This window comes from Kitasatospora sp. NPDC059747, assembly GCF_042732955.1.
Taxonomy (GTDB): Bacteria; Actinomycetota; Actinomycetes; order Streptomycetales; family Streptomycetaceae; genus Kitasatospora.
The window spans coordinates 1-16,802 of record NZ_JBHWGV010000075.1 but is presented as its reverse complement, the minus strand read 5'-3'; the positions used below and the strand labels follow the sequence as shown (position 1 = coordinate 16,802).

At 75.8% G+C, this 16,802-nt stretch carries 16 protein-coding genes and 2 pseudogenes; 7 read left to right on the top strand and 11 right to left on the bottom strand.

Translation table 11 applies throughout. From position 1 onward, the window contains the following. Positions 1-69: 69 nt before the first annotated feature. From ACFV4G_RS28355 to ACFV4G_RS28345, 3 genes and pseudogenes are all read right to left on the bottom strand, one after another. The gene (locus ACFV4G_RS28355; protein WP_380444973.1) at positions 70-273 is read right to left on the bottom strand and encodes a hypothetical protein; all 204 of its coding nucleotides are present in this window, start codon (positions 271-273) and stop codon (positions 70-72) included. A gap of 235 nt (positions 274-508) precedes the next feature. Beyond that, positions 509-1,426: pseudogene (locus ACFV4G_RS28350) on the bottom strand (ROK family protein); the annotation flags it as partial. Between the two features lie 132 nt (positions 1,427-1,558). Beyond that, positions 1,559-2,278: a chitosanase gene (locus ACFV4G_RS28345; RefSeq protein WP_380444946.1), complete on the bottom strand. Its 720-nt coding sequence runs from the start codon at positions 2,276-2,278 to the stop codon at positions 1,559-1,561. Positions 2,279-2,652: 374 nt separating this feature from the next. Here ACFV4G_RS28345 and ACFV4G_RS28340 point away from each other — a divergent pair, with 374 nt between their 5' ends. Then, positions 2,653-2,808, top strand: a complete 156-nt coding sequence (locus tag ACFV4G_RS28340; RefSeq protein WP_359958721.1) for a hypothetical protein — start codon at positions 2,653-2,655, stop codon at positions 2,806-2,808. Positions 2,809-2,811: 3 nt separating this feature from the next. Here the strand turns inward: ACFV4G_RS28340 and ACFV4G_RS28335 are convergent, their stop codons facing one another. Continuing rightward, positions 2,812-4,104, bottom strand: a complete 1,293-nt coding sequence (locus tag ACFV4G_RS28335) for a DUF5685 family protein (protein WP_380444945.1) — start codon at positions 4,102-4,104, stop codon at positions 2,812-2,814. Between the two features lie 209 nt (positions 4,105-4,313). Between ACFV4G_RS28335 and ACFV4G_RS28330 the strand changes: the two genes are divergently transcribed. From ACFV4G_RS28330 to ACFV4G_RS28320, 3 genes are all read left to right on the top strand, one after another. Then, complete coding sequence (locus tag ACFV4G_RS28330) at positions 4,314-4,877, top strand: helix-turn-helix domain-containing protein (RefSeq protein ID WP_380444944.1); 564 nt, start codon at positions 4,314-4,316, stop codon at positions 4,875-4,877. Further along, positions 4,874-6,376 (top strand): MFS transporter, encoded by a 1,503-nt coding sequence (locus tag ACFV4G_RS28325; protein WP_380444943.1) that lies wholly within the window; start codon positions 4,874-4,876, stop codon positions 6,374-6,376. The genes ACFV4G_RS28330 and ACFV4G_RS28325 overlap by 4 nt, the downstream gene beginning before the upstream one ends. Positions 6,377-6,447: 71 nt before the next feature. Continuing rightward, positions 6,448-7,134, top strand: coding sequence for an alpha/beta fold hydrolase (locus tag ACFV4G_RS28320; protein WP_380444942.1), 687 nt, complete (start codon positions 6,448-6,450; stop codon positions 7,132-7,134). Between the two features lie 80 nt (positions 7,135-7,214). Here ACFV4G_RS28320 and ACFV4G_RS28315 read toward each other — a convergent pair whose 3' ends face one another. The 3 genes from ACFV4G_RS28315 to ACFV4G_RS28305 all read right to left on the bottom strand — a co-directional run bounded on the left by ACFV4G_RS28315 (position 7,215) and on the right by ACFV4G_RS28305 (position 10,712). Beyond that, on the bottom strand, positions 7,215-8,435 hold the full coding sequence (locus ACFV4G_RS28315) for a sensor histidine kinase (RefSeq protein WP_380444941.1): 1,221 nt from the start codon (positions 8,433-8,435) through the stop codon (positions 7,215-7,217). A 35-nt stretch (positions 8,436-8,470) separates the two neighbouring features. Next, on the bottom strand, positions 8,471-9,007 hold the full coding sequence (locus ACFV4G_RS28310) for a hypothetical protein (RefSeq protein WP_380444940.1): 537 nt from the start codon (positions 9,005-9,007) through the stop codon (positions 8,471-8,473). Positions 9,008-9,281: 274 nt separating this feature from the next. Continuing rightward, positions 9,282-10,712 carry a DUF2252 domain-containing protein gene (locus ACFV4G_RS28305; protein WP_380444939.1) on the bottom strand — a complete coding sequence of 477 codons (1,431 nt, stop codon included), beginning with the start codon at positions 10,710-10,712 and terminating at the stop codon, positions 9,282-9,284. Between the two features lie 120 nt (positions 10,713-10,832). On the opposite strand from ACFV4G_RS28305, the gene ACFV4G_RS28300 reads away from it, so the two are divergent. Then, positions 10,833-11,240, top strand: coding sequence for a DUF2809 domain-containing protein (locus ACFV4G_RS28300; RefSeq protein WP_380444938.1), 408 nt, complete (start codon positions 10,833-10,835; stop codon positions 11,238-11,240). 7 nt (positions 11,241-11,247) lie between these two features. Here the strand turns inward: ACFV4G_RS28300 and ACFV4G_RS28295 are convergent, their stop codons facing one another. After that, a complete protein-coding gene (locus ACFV4G_RS28295) occupies positions 11,248-12,030 on the bottom strand; it encodes an SGNH/GDSL hydrolase family protein (protein WP_380444937.1) in 783 nt (260 codons plus the stop codon). 207 nt (positions 12,031-12,237) lie between these two features. On the opposite strand from ACFV4G_RS28295, the gene ACFV4G_RS28290 reads away from it, so the two are divergent. Further along, positions 12,238-13,131, top strand: a complete 894-nt coding sequence (locus ACFV4G_RS28290) for an MBL fold metallo-hydrolase (protein WP_380444936.1) — start codon at positions 12,238-12,240, stop codon at positions 13,129-13,131. A gap of 196 nt (positions 13,132-13,327) precedes the next feature. Then, entirely contained in the window at positions 13,328-14,155 is an 828-nt protein-coding gene (gene ddaH, locus ACFV4G_RS28285; RefSeq protein WP_380444935.1) for a dimethylargininase, read from the top strand. On the opposite strand, the pseudogene ACFV4G_RS28280 reads toward ddaH, so the two are convergent. The 3 genes and pseudogenes from ACFV4G_RS28280 to ACFV4G_RS28270 form a co-directional block, all read right to left on the bottom strand. Next, positions 14,142-14,483: pseudogene (locus ACFV4G_RS28280) on the bottom strand (lactate utilization protein C); the annotation flags it as partial. The gene ddaH and the pseudogene ACFV4G_RS28280 sit on opposite strands and share 14 nt — an antisense overlap. A gap of 23 nt (positions 14,484-14,506) precedes the next feature. After that, a complete protein-coding gene (locus ACFV4G_RS28275; protein WP_380444934.1) occupies positions 14,507-15,691 on the bottom strand; it encodes a globin domain-containing protein in 1,185 nt (394 codons plus the stop codon). A gap of 89 nt (positions 15,692-15,780) precedes the next feature. Further along, a complete protein-coding gene (locus ACFV4G_RS28270; protein WP_380444933.1) occupies positions 15,781-16,224 on the bottom strand; it encodes an RrF2 family transcriptional regulator in 444 nt (147 codons plus the stop codon). Positions 16,225-16,802 lie beyond the last annotated feature (578 nt).

Genomic DNA, 16,802 nt, shown 5'->3' with positions numbered 1-16,802 from the left:
GCCTGGGGGGGCGGGCGGCCCGGCGGCCGCCGCGGGCGGGGCCCGCGCGGCCGCCCCCCGTCCGTGCCGTCAGGACACGGCGGCCGTCCGCCGCTCGAAGACCTCCGGGCGGGCCGTCTCCAGCGCGGTCGCGACGGCGCCGAGCAGGACCGCGTCCTGGCCCAGACGGGTCGCCTCCAGGCGCGGGCGCATCGGCGAACGCTCGTGCAGCGCCTCCTCCAGCGGGCGCAGCAGCAGGTCGGCGCTGCGGCCGATGCCGCCGCCGAGGACCACGACGTCCGGGTCGAGCAGCGCCGCCCACACCGCGAGCCCGTGGGCGAACCGGGCGGGCACCCCCCGGGCCGGCTCCGGCGCGGGCGGGGGGACCCCGCGGGCGGGGCGGGCGCGCCCCCCCCCGGGCGGGGGGGTGGCGCCGCGGCGGGCGCCCCCCCCCCCCCCGCCCCGCGCCCGCGGCCGGGTCGCCGGAGCGGGCCCTGTCGAACACCTTCTCCGCCGTCAGCGGCCGGCGCATGCCGAGCCCGAGGGCGGTGCGCACCACCGCGTCGGCGGAGACGGTCTGTTCGAGCGTGGGGTCGCCCTCGACGCCGGGTGGGACGTCGCAGCCGGGCAGGCGCAGGAGGCCGAGTTCGCCGGCCGCGCCGTGGGCGCCGGTGAGCAGTTCGCCGTCCTTGACGACGCCGACGCCGAGGCCGGTGCCGACGAGGAGGTAGACGAAGAGGCGGCTGCCCTCGCCCGCGCCGTAGGTGTACTCGCCGACGGCGGCCAGGTTGGCGTCGTTGGCGACGGTGACGGCCCGGCCGCTGCCGAGGCCCTCCGCGATGCGGTCGAAGAGGCCGGGGCGGCCCCAGCCCGGCAGGTTGGCGGCGAGCTGGACGCTGCGCCGCCGCTCGTCCCACACGCCGGGGGAGCCGGCCACGGTGTGGGCGACGTCGGCCGGGGTGAGGCCGGCCTCGGCGATGGCCTCCTGCGCGGCGGCGACGGCGGCGTCGGCCACCGCGTTCGCCGAGCGGCCCCGGTTGGGCAGGTCGCGGCGGGCGACGATCCGGCCGGACAGGTCGGCGACGGCCACCCGCAGCCGGGCCCGGCCGATGTCGAGGCCGAGGACGTGCCCGGCGGCCGGGTCGGCCTCGTACAGGACGGCCGTGCGGCCCCGGTCGGGGGAGAAGCGGCCGGCCTCGCGGGCCAGGCCGGCGAGTTCGAGGGCGGCCAGGGCGGCGGAGACGGTGGGCTTGGACAGGCCCGTGTCGCGGGCGAGCTGGGCCCGGGAGAGCGGTCCGTGCACGCGCAGCCGCTCCAGGAGCAGCCATTCGTTGTTGCTGCGCAACCGCTGCCGGTTCCAGGTCTGCTGACCTGGCAGCGGCACCGGGGTGGGCGGGGCGGGGTCCCGGGGGGCCTGGTCGGCCGTTCTCCGTCCTGCTGCGTTCATTCGGCCGATGGTATGGCACCGTCCGGCGGCGAACGAGCCCGGGCGGGGCACGATCGGGAGGCCGGGGCCGGTGGTGGCGGGACCGGCCGTTCCGCGCCACCACCGGTGGGGTGACGGACCGTTGCGGCCGCGTCAGCTGATCGTGTAGCCCGCCCCGAAGGCGGTGACGTCCAGCGGTCCGTCAAGGTTGTAGTTGCCCGTCGCGGCTATGCGGCGCAGGCACTCGACGCGGTCGACGGACTTGCGCCACTCGTCGGCCGTCGAGCCGTTGGCCGGGTTGGTGAGGTCGTCGACGCGGACGTCGAAGAACGCCGCGAGCCAGGCGTTCTCCCCGGCGCTCGACGGCGGGCCGGCCTTGGCGTTGGTGCGGGCGATCAGCGCGGGCAGCGCGTCGTACTCGCCGCCGTTGCCGTGCTGGATCGAGGCGTCGTACAGCTCGGCGCGGGCGAGCGCGGTGGTGAGTCCGAGCTGGTCGGCCTGGCTCATCGCGGGGGAGAAGTAGCGCTGGTCGACCTGGTCGTCCTGGACCTGGCGGAACGCCGGGTCGTCGGCGGCCTGCTGCCACGCCGCGATGTAGTCGGCCTCGGGCAGCCCGCTGGTGTCGCCGCTGCCGGCCGCGGCGAGGCGCTCCAGCTCGGGGACGAAACGGGCCAGCGGGTTGTCGGGGACGGCCGCGGTGTAGGCGCGGACGACCTTGAGCGCGTCACCGTCGTTGGTGGTGAAGCCGGCGCGCCCGGCGGTGACGCCGCGGCCGTCGTTGATGTTCTCGGCGTAGCCGTACTGGATGACGGTGGTGCTGTTCTCGAAGATGCTGATCAGCTGGTCGGCCCGGCGGCGCTGGTCGGCGGTCATGCCGCCGGCGTCCAGCGGGCGGGCGGCGGTCGCGGTGGTGGCGGCCGCCGTGGGGGGGGGGGGGGGGGGGGGGGGGGGGGGCAAGGCGGGCGAGGCGGTTGCGGCGCAGGCGGGGCCGGCGGCCAGGGCGACCGCGGTGGCGACGACGGCGAGGCGGGGGACTCGGGCAAGTCGCATGGCTGTGCTCCGTTTCTCCGTGGGGGTGAGGTGAAGCGCGAGCTCGCGGCAGCAGACTAGGGGCCCGGGCACGCCCCGGTCCATAAGGTAAGTAAACTTTCCTAATAAATTTCCGAGAGGATTCGGCGAGGAGGGCGCGCCCATCGTCGGCGGGTGCGTTTATCGCGTGTTGATCACCCGCCCCTAGCGTCTGCCGCATGGACGAGAGCACGGCCGAGCGGCCGGGGGACGCCGGGCGGCTGCCCGAGGGGCGGATGACCGAACAGGACGCGGACCGGTTCCGGCAGTTGTTGACGGGACTGGAGAACTCGCTCGCGGCGGACCGGGAGGCGGCGGTGCGGCGGGACGGATGACCGTCAGTTGCAGCCGCAGTCGCACCCGTCACAGCCGCAGTCGCAGCCGTCGCCGCAGCACTGGCAGCACTGGCAGCAGTCACCGCACCCGTCGCAGCCGCTGCAGTCGCAGTTGTCGCAGCAGTCGTGCCGCTCGCAGAAGCCCTTGCGCGGCTCCCGGCTGAACGGGTCGTTGTGCTCGCAGCACATCAGCTGGCACGTGCAGGCCATGAGCGCCCACACCGCGCAGCCGGCCAGCAGGTTGCGCGGCTGCGGCGGCTTGGGGCCGACCGGGGTGAAGCCGGGGCCCTGCGGGATCCACGGCGGGGCGGGCGCCTTCTCGGACTCCCGGCGCGGCGGGGCGTCCTGGGGGTGCTCGGCGGACGGGTGCTCGGCGGACGGGTGGCCCCCGTCTCCGCCGCTGCCGGGCGTCCGGGTGCGGCACGCGGCGGTGTGACGGGCCGAGCCGAAGACCCGGTCGACGGCCGCCTCCGTCTCGTGCGCGAGCAGGACGTGCACCAGCGCCCGGTCCGTCAGTTCGACCTCGCGCAGCGCCAGCCGGATGCCGTGGACGGCGTCGCGGCACAGCCGTTCGGCCTCGGCGCGGTCGGTGCCGGTGGCCGTCAGCGGGTTCCAGGCGCCGCTCGCCGCGTCGGCGTCCTGGTCCTCGGCGGCGTCGAGGAGGTGGGCGAGCCGGCCGAAGAGCCGTCCGGCCTCGGCGAGTGGGGCCGCGTTGCCGGGGCGCCCGGCGAGGACGGCGGTGTGCGCGAACGCGGCCGACGTCGCGCTCTCGGTCGGCTCGGTGACCAGCAGGACGGACCCGCCCGGGCGCAGCGCGCGCTCCAACTCGCCCTGCCGGGAGGCGGCGTCGAGCAGGACGGCGGTGTCGAAGCCGACCGCCGAGGCGCTGCCCGCGCTCTGCCGGTCCCAGCGCCGGGTGACGGCCCGCGCCCCCGCCGCGACCGGCCGGCGGGCGAAGACGCCGTCGCGGTCCTCGACGTGGTCGCGGATCTTGACCGAGGCGAGCGCGAGCGAGACGGCGGCCGCGAGCCGGGCGCCCTCGCCCTTGGCGACGGAGGCGGTGCGCATGCCGCGCAGCGGGCACGGCCCGGCGGTACGGCGCCAGGAGGAGTCGTCGCGGGCGCTCTGCGCCTCGACCAGCACCGAGATGATCAGGCCGTCGTAGTTGGTGGCGGTGCGGGCGAGCTGCCCGTGGTCGTCGCGCAGCGCGAGGCACAGCCCGCACAGGTGCGCCATCCACGAGCTCTGGAGCCGCTCGGACAGCCGGTGCTTGCACGGTCTGATGATGCCGAACATGATTCCCCCTCGCCGTTCGGGCCTCTGACCAGCCCCGATCCGGCCGACATCATATGATCAGCCGCCCTGCCGGGCCGAGGGGTCGCACGAGATCCGCACACGCCGGGGCCGGGTCGCGGCGGCCCCCGACACTTCCCGGCCGGCCGTTCTTCGGACAAGGGCCCGCGCGACCGGGAACCGCGTCCCGGATCCGGGATAGCATCGCGAATATGGGAATCGAGACGGCCGCCGACGAGCGGCTCGCCACCAGGCTCGCCGAGCTGCGGGTCGAACGCGGCTGGACGCTGGAGGAGTTGGCACGGCGGGCGGACGTCAGCCGGTCCACGCTGTCGCGCGTCGAGCGGGCCGAGGTCAGCCCGACGGCCGCGCTGCTCGGGCGGCTGTGCGCCGTCTACGGGCGGACCATGTCCCGGCTGCTCGCCGAGGTCGAGTCCGCGCCCGCGCGACTGGTGCGGGCCGGGGAGCAGCGGGTCTGGCGGGACGGCACGAGCGGCTTCGTCCGCCGGTCCGTCTCCCCGCCGCACAACTCGCTGCGCGCCGAGATCATCGAGGGCCGGCTCCCGGCGGGGGCCGACATCGTCTACGACCGCCCGTGCGTGCCCGGCATGGAGCACCACCTGTGGGTGCTGGAGGGGGAGTTGGAGCTGACCGTCGACGGCGAGCCGCACCGGCTCGGCGCCGGCGACTGTCTGCGCTACACCACCTCCTCCAGCCGCTTCCGCAGCCTCGGGCCCGGCGAGGCCCGGTACGCGCTCGTGGTGGTGGAAGCGTGAACGGCGCGAACCCCGCGATAGCGAAGGCGCCCCGCGAGCGCTTCGACGCCGCCGGGCGCCGCGTCCTGCTGGTCTGCGTCGCGGGCGGGTTCACCACCCTGATCGACCAGTCCGTCCTCAACACCTCCATCCCCGCGCTGCGCGAGAGCCTGCACGCCCAGCCCGCCCACCTGCAGTGGATCGTCGCCGGGTACTCGCTGGCCTTCGGTCTCGCCCTCATCCCCGGCGGGCGGCTCGGCGACGTCCTCGGCCGCAAGTGGTTCTTCGTGACCGGCCTCGCCCTGTTCACCCTGGTCAGCGTGGTCTCCGCGACGGCCGCCGACCCCGGTGTGCTGATCGCCGCCCGGCTGGTGCAGGGCGCGGGTGCCGGACTCGTCAACTCCCAGATGATCGGCACCCTCCAGGACGTCTTCGAGGGCCAGCTGCGCGCCCGCGCCCTCGGCATGTACGCCGTCACCGGCGGGCTCGCCTTCGCGCTCGGGCCGCCGGTCGGCGGCGCGGTGCTGGCGGCCGTCGGCCCCGAGCACGGCTGGCGGCTGACCTTCCTGCTCAACGTGCCGTTCGGCCTCGCCACCGTCCTGCTCGCGGCGCGCCACCTGCCCCGGCCGCGGCCGAGCGCCCGCAACGCGAACCTCGACCTCGTCGGCCTCCTGCTCGTCGGTGCGCTCACGCTCGCGCTGATGCTGCCGTTCGTCCAGCCGCCCGCCTGGACGGGGTGGCTCGCGTTCGCCGCCGTCGCCGGGCTCCTGCTCGGCACGCTCGTGTGGTGGCAGCGCCGCTACGCCCGCTCCGGCGGCCACCCGCTGATCCACCCCGCGCTCACCCGCTCCGCGCCGTACGCGCTCGGGACGGCCACGGCGATGGCCCAGTTCGGCTCCTCGCTCGCGGCCGGCCTCGTGCTCACGATGTTCCTCCAGGACGGCCTCGGGCTCTCCCCGATGGGCGCGGCCCTGGTGGCGCTGCCGTCGGCGGTCGCGATGGGGGTCGCCTCCGCACTCGCGTGGCGGGTCGTGCAGCGCTTCGGCCGGCGGACCGTCACCGCGGGCATGACCGGCTCCGCGCTCGCGATGCTGCTCAGCGGCCTGGTCGCGCACTGGGCCCCCGCCGCCGTCCTGCCGTGGCTGCTCGCGCTGCTCCAGTTCCTCGGCGGGGCCTCGGTCGGGCTGATGGGCGCCACCAACCAGTCGTACGTGCTGCGCCACGCCCCCGCCGAGGCGGCCGGGGTGAGCGGTGCGATCCTGCAGATGGCCCAGCGGATCGCGGCGGCCGTCGGCGTCTCGGCACTGTCCGGCGTCTACCTGCGGGCCACGGACGCGGGCGGCGGCCACCGTTCGGCGTACCTGTACGCGAGCCTGGTGTGCGCGGCCCTCGCCGGGCTGGCGGTGCTGGCCTCGGTGCTGGCGGGCCGCGCGACGGCCCGCGAGGCGGCGGGCGCGGGCGGGGTGTCGGTAGAGGTCGGGGCCGGGGCCGTGAGCCGTGGGGAAGCGCCGGCCCGGTGAGCAGCGGCCCGCCCTGAGCCCTGGGCGAACATCCGTCGGCTGACGCTCCGCCCCGACGTACGGTGATCGGCATGACGGACGTTCGGATCGTGGACCTGCCCGACGTGGCGATCGCCTGCCGTGAGAGCGGCCCGCCCGACGGGCCGCCGCTGGTGCTGCTGCACGCTCTCGGCGAGCGGGCCTCGGACTGGGACGGCGTCCTGCCCGCGCTCGCGCCGGGGCACCGCGCGTACGCGCTCGACCTGCGCGGGCACGGCGACAGCGGACGCGCCGCCGTCTACAGCCTGGAGGCCATGCGCGACGACGTCCTCGCCGTGCTCGACGCGCTCGGGCTCGACCGGGTCGACCTGGTCGGCCACTCGATGGGCGGCGCGGTCGGCTACCTGCTCGCCCAGGCGCGTCCGGAGCGGATCGGCCGCCTGGTGCTGGAGGAGATCCCGCCGCCGTTCCCGCGCCCGGCGAGCGCCGTGCCGGACGCGCCGCAGGAGCCGGTGGACTTCGACTGGGCGGTCGTCCGCCCGCTCAAGGCCCAGGTGGACACCCCCGACCCGGCCTGGCGCGAGGGCCTGCGGCGGATCACCGCGCCGACCCTCGTGGTGGCGGGCGGTCCGACGAGCCACGTCTCGCAGGAGCGGATCGCCGACCTGGCCGCCCTCATCCCGGACTGCCGCACGGTCACCATCGACGCCGGCCACCTGGTGCACGCCGCCCGCCCGGCCGAGTACGTCGCCGCCGTGGCGCCGTTCCTGGCGGTCTGAGCGGTCTGAGCGGCCTGGCGGTCCGAGTGGCCTGAACGGTCTGACGGCGGCGCCCTCCGGCTCTCTCCCAAGCCGGCGCCCTACCCCGCCGGCTCCGGCGCGACCGACGCCGGGGTGAGCGGCAGGGTCGCGGTGACCCGGAAGCCCGACCGGTACGGCGTCGCGGAGAGCTCGCCGCCGAACAGGGCGATGCGTTCGGCGAGTCCGATCAGCCCGTGGCCGGTGGACAGCTCGCGCCGGGTGGCGGTGCAGTGGCCGGCCCCGTCGTCGACCACGTCCAGGTGCAGCACGTCGGTCCAGGTGATCCGGACCGCGGCGTGACTGCCCGGCCCCGCGTGCTTGGTGATGTTGGTGACGGCCTCCTGCACGAGCCGGTAGGCGGTCAGGTCGACGCTCTCGTCGAGGTGCGCCGGCGTCCCCTGCACCTCCAGGTCGATCAGCACCCCGGCCCGGCGGACGTCCTCCAGCAGCGGGGCGAGGTCCGCGAGCCCCCTGCGCCGGACGCCGTCCTCGACGGGCGCGTCGGCGGTGCGCAGGAGGCGCAGCAGGCGGCGGAGTTCGGCCATGGCGCCGCGGCCGAGGTCCTCGATCCGGGTGAGGGTCTCCTCGGCGCGGGGCGGGTCGGCGGCGGCCGTGGCGCGGGCGGTCTCGGCCTGCATGACGATGACGGCCACCGCGTTGGCGACGATGTCGTGCAGCTCGCGCGCGATCCGGACGCGTTCGTGGGTGACGGCCAAGCGGGCGCGGGCGAGCGCGAGGCGGTCGTGCTCGGCCGCGGCGGCGGTGGCCCGGCTCCACCGGCCGACGCCCCAGGCGGCGATGGTGAGCGGCAGGTAGAACGCGAGGGCGGTGACGAGCGCGGCCGTCCGGTAGCCGGGTGTGCCGAGGCTGGTCAGGATGTCCGCGGTGTCGAGGCCGATCGGCACGGCCGTGAGGGCGAGGGCGGTGAGGGCGGCCGGGCGGCGGCACAGCCGGGCGACGGTGTACAGCGCGACGAGGATGCCGAAGTACGGCGTGAAGTGGAAGTCGGTGAGGATGGTGAGCACGCTCGCGCCGGCCGCGAGCGCCCAGACGACGAGGTACACCGCCGTCGGCCACCGCCGCCGGAACAGCAGGGCGACGGCCTCCGGCAGGGCGAAGGCGGCGAGCACGAGCCGTGCGGGCCAGCTGGTGCCGGGGGCGATCGGGTCACCGAAGAAGAAGGCCTCGGGGACGATGACCGCGAGGGCGAGGGCGGCGTCCTGTACCCGGGCGGACCGGATCCACCGGCGGGTTCCGGCCGGGACCTGTTCGGGATCCATCCGGTCGGGCTCCTTCCCTCAGCCGCCGGTGCCGGTCAGCACCTGGGCGGGCAGTTGACGCTGATGCAGCAGATCCCGGCGGCGAAGACCGAGACGTCGCTCGCGGCGAAGCCGGTCCACCAGTCGTCCCCGGACCCGGGGGCGGGCGCCGACGGCGGACGGGTGACCGGGTAGCCGAGCTCGGCGAACACGGCCCACAGGTCGCCGCCGTGGCGCCGGACGCTGTCGACGAGCCCGTCCGCCGTGGTGCTCGCGGCCGCCGGGGCCTGGGCGGACGGCGAGGCGAGCGAGAGGACGGCGACCGCGGCCCGGACGCCGTCCACGGCGACCGCGGCCAGGCTGACCCCGGCCACCCGGAGCGCCTCGGCGCCGTCGCCGGGGTCGGGGGCCGGGCCGAGCCGCACGAGGTAGCGCTGCCAGGGGTCGCCGACGGTCCTCGGCGGATCGGGCACGAGCACGCTGCGCGGACCGGCGAGGATGCCGTGGGCGAGGGCCGGGCCCGCCGTGCCGCCGGGCCCGATGAGGTGCACGGTGGCGCCCACCGCGGGGGACTGGGTGGAGTGGTCGTTCATGGCGGAGTCCTGGGGGTGAGGGTGCCCGGGGCGGGCATCGGCCGAACGCGTGTCCGGTCCAGTCCTAACCCGCCCGCTCCCGGGCCGCCCCCAGGGGGCGACCGCCCGGGTGAGCTCGCGAGCGGGGTCGTGCGTGCCGCCGGGAAGTCGCCCGGGGCGGCCGTCGTTCGCGTACGTGGCATGCCCCCACGGTGGACCGCCCCCGGTCCCGGGCACCTGAGGCCCTCGTCCCGGCGCGGTCCCGGTCACCCACGGCGACCCCGGATCGAAGCGCTCAGACCCCCGGCTCCGACGGCAGCCGCCCGCTGCGCACCGCCGCGACCAGGTCCGCGTGGTCGGCCTCCGTGCGGTCCGCGTAGGCGACCGCGAAGGCGGCGACCGCCTCGTCCAGCGCCTCGCTCTTGCCGCAGTAGCCGGCGAGGACGCCCGGGTCGGCGGTGTGCGCGTGGGCCCGGGCGAGCAGCGCGCCGGTGATCCGGGCGTAGTCGTCGAGCTGGCCGGGCAGCAGCGCGGCCGGGTCGACGCTGCCCTTGCGGTTGCGGAACTGCCGTACCTGGTAGGGCCGTCCGTTCACCGTGGTCCAGCCGAGCAGGGTGTCGCTGACCACCTGCATGTGCTTCTGGCCGAGCACCACCCGGCGGCCCTCGTGCGGCTCCGGGTCCGTGACGGCGAAGCCCGCGCGGGCCAGGTGGGGCAGGAGTACCGACGGGCGGGCCTCCTTGACCTGGAGCACGAGCGGCTGGTCCCGGTGGTCGGTGAGCAGCACGACGTACGAGCGGGTGCCGACGCTGCCGGTGCCGACCACCCGGAACGCGACGTCCTGGACCCGGTGGCGGGCGAGCAGCGTGCGCACCTCGGCGGGCACGGTGTCGACGTACGGGCCGAGCGATTCGGCGACCGCCGCGGCGAGCTCGCACGGCAGCTCGGTGAGCACCGGGGGAGCGGCGGTGAAGCGCCAGGCGCCGTCCGCCTCGCGGACGGTGCTCTTGGCGGCGAACCGGGCGCTGGTGTTGCCCAGCGCCTTGGCACCGACCTTGCGCAGCACGTCGGCGAGGTCGTGCGCCTCGGCGAAGGAGACCAACTGCTCGTCGGCCACGGCGTTCCAGGCGTCGAGGGCGGGCAGCTTGGCGAGCGTGCGCACCGTGCGGCGGTAGGCCCCGGCCACGTGGGCGGCGGCCTGGCGGGCGGTGGTCTCGCTCGCCCCGGTCTCGCGTCCGGCCAGCACCAGGCTGGTGGCGAGGCGCTTGAGGTCCCACTCCCAGGGGCCCGGCACGGTCTCGTCGAAGTCGTTGATGTCCATGACGAGTTGGCCGCGGGCGTCGCCGTAGAGGCCGAAGTTGGCGGCGTGCGCGTCGCCGCACAGCTGGGCGCGGACGCCGGTGACGGGCGTGCCCGCGAGGTCGGCGGCCATCAGTCCGGCGGAGCCGCGCAGGAAGGCGAACGGGGTGGCGGCCATCCGGCCGACCCGGATCGGGACGAGGCGGGGCAGCCGGCCGGCGTTGGAGGCTTCCAGGGCCTCGACGGCGGTCGGCCGGTCGGCCGCGGGGGCGAACAGCGCGTGCTCCTCGCGCGGCACCCGCCCGCGCAGCGCCTTGCCGCGCTCGCGGGCGCGGGTGTCGTGGTGCCGGGCGAACCCGGGGACGGCGAAGCGCCGTTGGGGCTTCCCGTCCGTGTCTGCCGTGGCCTCGTGCACCGCATCGGTCACCTGTGTCACCGCTTCCCGCCCGCCCTTCGTCGCTCCCCCGCCCGGCGACGTGCGCGAACGGCCTGCGAGTGGAGTGACGTTCGAACGGAAGCGGTGGTTCCAGCACGTAGCATCGGTCGCGTGAGCGATCGACGGGGGAGCCTGCGGGTGCGGGCGGCGGCAGTGGTGGCGGCGGGACTGACGGTGGCGGCAGGGCTGGGTGTCCGGTCCGTCGCCGCCGGGGAGTTCGCCAAGTGTGCGGGGGACGCGCTCTACACCGTGCTGGTGTACGCCCTGGTGGTGCTCGTGGCGCCCCGGGTGCGCCCGGCCCGGGCGGCCGTCGTGGCGGCGGCGCTGAGCTGGGCGGTGGAGCTGTTCCAGATCACCGGCGTGCCGGACGACCTCGGGCGGCGCAGCACGCTCGCCCGGCTGGTCCTCGGCTCCACGTTCAACCCGCCCGACCTGTTCTGGTACCTGGTCGGTGCCGCGTCGGCGTACGCCGCGCACCGGGTGCTGCGGCCCCGGGAGGTCGCGGCACCCGGTAGGTGACCTGTCGTCAGAGCGGCATCAGGTCCGGGCGCTTGGGCTCGACGTGGTCGCCCGAGGACTCGCCGCGCAGGCGCCGCCCGACCCACGGGATCAGGAACTCGCGGGCCCACTGGATGTTCTCGCGCCGCTGGTCGGCGGCGGACAGGTGCGGAGCGGTCGGCCACGGCGCCTGCGGGTCCTCGTCGGTGCGCAGGCCGAGCGAGTTGGCGGCCAGCAGGGCGACCCGCTGGTGGCCCTCGGGGGACAGGTGCAGCCGGTCCTCGCTCCAGGCGCGGCGGTCGTGCACCGAGCGCAGCGACCAGAGGTCGGCGACCTTGCAGCCGTGCCGGTCGGCGACGGCGCGCATGTGCCCGTTGTAGGTGGCGATCTTGCCGCGCAGGTGCTTGAGCAGCGGGACGTCCTTGGTGTCGAAGCCGGTGCAGATGAGCACCGTGCCCGCGGAGTCCGCGAGTTGGGTGACGGCCCGCTCGAAGCGCTCGGCCACCTCGTCCGGGTCGCTGCCGGGGCGCAGGATGTCGTTGCCGCCGGCGCAGAAGGTGACGAGGTCGGGCTGGAGGCGGCGGACCTCGGGCACCTGCTCGGCGGCGATCTGGTCCAGCAGCCGCCCGCGGACCGCGAGGTTGGCGTAGCGGAACTCGCCCTTCGGCTTGCTCACCGCGAGCATCCCGGCCAGGCGGTCGGCCCAGCCGAAGAAGGCGCCGTCGAGCCCGGGGTCGTTCAGGCCCTCGGTGAAGCTGTCGCCGAGGGCGGCATACGAACTGATGTCAAGGGTCTCCTGGAGATTCGGCATGAAGAAGATAGTTCACCCAATCAAGTGACCTACGCCACCGTAGGTGACCCCTATGCCGACGTGACATCGGCCACGTTGGTAAACCCCGTGGTGATCAGGCGCGTTCGTGAAGCACAAGACGCCCGCCCCCTTCCGGTTTCCGGCCCGCGCGGACGAGGGTGGAGGTGCGCGGCCGCTCGGCCGCCGTCACCCCCCCGGGAGCCCTCCATGACCACGACCCCTCCCTCCGGCGTGCCCGGAGACTGGACCGTCGACGACCGCTGCTTCAACTGCGACGCCGCCCGCCAGCTCGCACCCGGCCTGATCCGCGAGCGCGACGGCCGCTCCGAACTGGCGCGCCAGCCGCGGGACGACGCCGAACGCCGGCAGCTGTACTCCGCCGCCCACGCCTGCCCCACCCGCTCGATCCGCCCCGCCGGCGGCCGGCTCGAACCGGGCACCGACCCGTTCCCGCTGGCCCTCGACGACGGGCTGCTGCTGCTCGGCCACAACTCCCCGCGCACCGCCGGCGCCAACTCCTACCTCCTGCGCCGCCCGGACGGCTGGATCATGGTCGACACGCCCCGCTTCGCCGAGTCCCTCGCCGCCCGCTACGCGGCTCTCGGCCCGGTCACCGACGTCCTCCTGACGCACCGTGACCACGCCGAGCACGGCCGCGCCTGGGCCGACCGCCTCGGCGCCCGGCTCTGGATCCACGAGGGCGACCTGGACGCCGCCCCGACCGCCGACCGCGTGCTGCGCGGCACCGACCCGGTCGAGGTCGTCCCGGGCGTCGTCGCGCACCCCTTCCCCGGCCACACCCGCGGCAGCGTGCTCTACCTCGCCGACGAACGCCACCTCTTCACCGGCGACACCCTGCACTGGTCCCGCACCGACGAGGACATCGCGGTGTTCGAGACGATCGTCTGGCACTCGGTCCTGGAGCTCTCCGTGTCGCTCGACCGCACGGTGGACGCGCTGCGCTTCGAGTGGCTGCTGCCCGGCCACGGCGAGCGGCGCCGGATGCCGACCGAGGAGGCGGCCCGCCGGCTGCGTGCCCTCGCCGAGCGCTGCCGGACGCTGCGCCCGGCGCCGGTCGACTTCGCGGCGGTCCGCTGGTGACCCGACCCGACCCGACCGGGCCTGACCCGACCCGGGATGCCCGGCCAGGCCCGGGACGGTGCGTGTGCGCCGGGGCTCGCGCCGGTTGCGCGGGGGAGTGCGCCCGGCGGGGAGGGCTGCGCGGGTGTGCGGACGGCGCTGCCTGGGCAGCCGCAACAGGACCCGAACACCCTTGCTGTTCAAGGACGGTAGAGACATGCCACGTCTGACCCCGGAGCGCACCGCCCGGCCGCGGCGCTACCTGATGTGCCGGCCGACGTACTTCACCGTGGACTACGCGATCAACCCCTGGATGGACCCGGCCCAGCCCACCGACACCGCGCTCGCCATCCGCCAGTGGGAGCGCCTCTACTGGCTCTACCGCCGCCTCGGCCACACCGTCGAGCTGATCGAGCCGGTGCCCGGCCTGCCCGACATGGTGTACGCCGCCAACGGCGCGACCGTCCTGGACGGCCGCGCACTGGTCGCCACCTTCCGCTACCCCGAGCGCGCCCCCGAGTCCTCCGCCTACCAGGACTGGTTCCGCGACCGCGGCTACCACGAGGTGCGCCGCGCCGGGCACGTCAACGAGGGCGAGGGCGACCACCTGGTGGCCGGGCGCCGGGTGCTGGCCGGCACCGGCTTCCGCACCTCGCGCGCCGCGCACGCCGAGGCGGGCGAGGTGTTCGGCGTGCCGGTGACCACCCTCACCCTCGTCGACCCGCGGTTCTACCACCTGGACACCGCGCTGGCCGTCCTGGACGACGACCAGGTGATGTACTACCCGGAGGCGTTCGACGCCGACAGTCGGGCGGTGCTGCGCGCCCTGTATCCCGACGCGATCCTGGCCGACCGCGCCGACGCCGAGGTCTTCGGCCTGAACGCCGTCTCGGACGGGCGCCGGGTGCTCCTGCCGGAGGCGGCGAAGAACCTGGCCGGGCGGCTCGCGGACGAGGGCTACGAGCCGATCCCGGTCGACGTCTCGGAGCTGCTCAAGGGCGGCGGCGGGGCGAAGTGCTGCACGCTGGAGCTCAGGCCGGCGTAGCGCCCGTGACCAGGAGGACGTCGAGCCCGCGCGGCCCGTGCACGCCCTCGACCCGGTCGGGCTCGATGTCGCTGGTCGCGGACGGCCCGGAGATCCAGGTCTGCGGCCTGCGGCCTGCGGCTCGCCGGGCCGAGCCGGGCCGGCGCGAGCGGGACGGAGGCCACGACCTGCTCCGGCGCGCGCACCACGCACACGTGGTGGTCCGGGACGAGGGTGAGCGGCCCGTCACGACGCTGTCGACGGCGTCCAGCACGATCGTCCCGGTCTCGGCGATCGCGAGCGCACAGCCCGTCACGACGCTGTCGACGGCGTCGAGACGGGCGGCGGTGAGCGTGGAGTCGGTCGGTGGGCTCAGGCGCCGAGCCAGAGGTCCGGGCCGAAGACCTCGTAGTGGATGTCGGAGGCCGGGACGCCGGCGGCGAGCAGCTGGCCGCGCACCGCGCGGAGGAAGGGCAGCGGGCCGCACAGGTAGGCGGTGGCGCCGGCCGGGACGTCGACGGTGGTCAGGTCCACCAGACCGGTGCGGTCGGCGGGCCACTCGCCGAGCGGGCGCTCGTAGAAGACGTGGGCGGTGGCGTCCGGCAGTTCGGCGGTGAGCCGGGTGAGGTCGGCGCGGAAGGCGTGGGCGAGCTGGTCGCGGTCGCCGTGCACCGAGACGACGGTGCGGGTGGAGCCGGCGTCGGCGAGGTGGGCGAGCATCGCGGTCATCGGGGTGTTGCCGATCCCGGCGGAGACCAGCAGCACCGGGCCGTCGCCGTCGGCGAGGGCGATGTCGCCCATCGGGGGCGCGAGTTCCACGGTGCCGCCGGCCCGCAGGCGGTCGTGCAGGTGGCCGGAGACCTCGCCGCCGGCCTCGCGCTTGACGCTGAAGCGCAGGGCGCCGGCGGCGGTGCCGGAGAGGCTGAACTGGCGGATCTGGTGGGCGCCGTCGGGCAGTTCGGTGCGCACGGAGACGTACTGGCCGGGTCGGCCGGCGGGCACGGGCCCGCCGTCGGCGGGACGGACGAGGTAGCTGGTGACGTCCTCGGTCTCCTGGTGGCGGGCGACGACGGTGTACGGGCGCCAGAGGTCGGCCGGGTCGCCGTCGGGGCCGGCGGCCTCGGCGCGCAGCCGGTCCTCGATGGCGATGAGGGCGTTGGCCATCAGCCAGTAGACCTCGTCCCAGGCGGCGGCCACCTCGGGGGTGACGGCCTCGCCGAGCACGTCGACGATGGCGGCGAACAGGTGCTCGCGGACGACCTTGTACTGGTCGCTGGAGATGCCGATCGACACGTGCTTGTGCGCGATGCGGGCCAGCATGGCGTCCGGCCGCTGGTCGGGGTGCGCGATCAGGGCGCCGGCGAAGGCGGCTATCGACCCGGCGAGGGCCTGGCGCTGGGTGCCGTTGGCCTGGTTGCCCCGGTTGAACACGTCGCGCAGCAGCTCGGGGTGGGCGGCGAACAGCCGGTCGTAGAACCGCGGGGTGATGTCGCCGATGGCGGCGCCCACGACGGGCAGGGTGGCCTCGACGACCTCGGCGTTCTTGGCGGACAGCATCAGGCTCGCTCCAAATTGGTATCTGAGATGCATATTAAATGGCGCGCCGGAGTGCGCCCCGAGGGGGCGGCGATCGGCGGGCGGGTCGGTCAGTCGGCGGGTCTGGCGGAGAGGCTCAGCAGCACCGGTCCGGTGGGGGAGGCCACCAGGTCGTCGATGCAGAGCGGGTCGAGCGCTGCGAAGAAGGCCTCCTGCGCGGTGCGCAGCGCCCCGCGCAGCCGGCACGCGGCCCGCAGCGGGCAGGGCGGGTCGTCCTCGCAGCCGACGACGTCGCCGACCCCCTCCAGTTCGCGGAGCAGCAGGCCGAGCGATCCGGTCCGCCCGGCGAAGGTGAGCACCAGCCCCCCGCCCCGGCCGCGCCGCGCCTCGACCACGCCGAGGTGCTGCAGCCGGCTGACCACCTTGGCCGCGTGGGTGTACGGCACGCCGACCGCCTCGGCCACCTCGCGGGTGGTCGGGTTCGCCGCCTCGTCGAGGACGGCCAGCCGCATGGCGATGCGGAGGGCGATGTCGGTGCTCTTGGTCAGCCTCACGTTCGGAACGCTAGCGAATACGACTCCGGAACTCCAATTTCTTGCACGCGCGGTCCGGAGCCCGGCCCGGAGCCCGGCCCGGAGCCCGGCCCGGAGCCCGTCCGCGGCCCGTCCGGAGCCCGTCCGGGCCGGCGGCCGGGGGACCCTACGCGCGGACGCCCCCCGACGCCCCCGTTTCCGGCCGCCTCTTACCGTCCTCGCACCGAACTTTCGGTCGAATCTGAACAGTTGGCGACATTAGCGGTCACTTCCTGACGGGTGATCGGAACGGCTTCTACGCTTCGTGCGGCTCCGGACGCGGAGCGGATCGGCGCCTGCGGCGTCACCCCCATCACCCGACATTCCTGGAGAGAATCCGTGAACACACGTCGTGCAGCGCGACGTCCGTGGACGGCCGTGGCCGCGATAGCCGCGGCCACGGTCGCGCTGCTGTCCCAGCCGGGCGCGGCGCAGGCCGCCGCGCCCCCGCCCGGCGGGCCCCCCCCCCCGGCGGGGGCGCCCCCCCCCCCCCGGGGGGCGCCCCCCCCCCCCGGCGCCCCGGGGGGGGGGGCGAGCCCCGGCACCGGGCCGGGGTGGGG

What these genes read in the sequence shown, in the direction of transcription:
- ACFV4G_RS28345 (WP_380444946.1), bottom strand. Translation starts at nt 2,278, where the DNA reads ATGACCGCCGACCAGCGCCGCCGGGCCGACCAGCTGATCAGCATCTTC.
- ACFV4G_RS28340 (WP_359958721.1), top strand. Translation starts at nt 2,653, where the DNA reads ATGGACGAGAGCACGGCCGAGCGGCCGGGGGACGCCGGGCGGCTGCCC.
- ACFV4G_RS28335 (WP_380444945.1), bottom strand. Translation starts at nt 4,104, where the DNA reads ATGTTCGGCATCATCAGACCGTGCAAGCACCGGCTGTCCGAGCGGCTC.
- ACFV4G_RS28330 (WP_380444944.1), top strand. Translation starts at nt 4,314, where the DNA reads ATGGGAATCGAGACGGCCGCCGACGAGCGGCTCGCCACCAGGCTCGCC.
- ACFV4G_RS28320 (WP_380444942.1), top strand. Translation starts at nt 6,448, where the DNA reads ATGACGGACGTTCGGATCGTGGACCTGCCCGACGTGGCGATCGCCTGC.
- ACFV4G_RS28315 (WP_380444941.1), bottom strand. Translation starts at nt 8,435, where the DNA reads ATGGATCCCGAACAGGTCCCGGCCGGAACCCGCCGGTGGATCCGGTCC.
- ACFV4G_RS28310 (WP_380444940.1), bottom strand. Translation starts at nt 9,007, where the DNA reads ATGAACGACCACTCCACCCAGTCCCCCGCGGTGGGCGCCACCGTGCAC.
- ACFV4G_RS28295 (WP_380444937.1), bottom strand. Translation starts at nt 12,030, where the DNA reads ATGCCGAATCTCCAGGAGACCCTTGACATCAGTTCGTATGCCGCCCTC.
- ACFV4G_RS28290 (WP_380444936.1), top strand. Translation starts at nt 12,238, where the DNA reads ATGACCACGACCCCTCCCTCCGGCGTGCCCGGAGACTGGACCGTCGAC.
- ddaH (WP_380444935.1), top strand. Translation starts at nt 13,328, where the DNA reads ATGCCACGTCTGACCCCGGAGCGCACCGCCCGGCCGCGGCGCTACCTG.
- ACFV4G_RS28275 (WP_380444934.1), bottom strand. Translation starts at nt 15,691, where the DNA reads ATGCTGTCCGCCAAGAACGCCGAGGTCGTCGAGGCCACCCTGCCCGTC.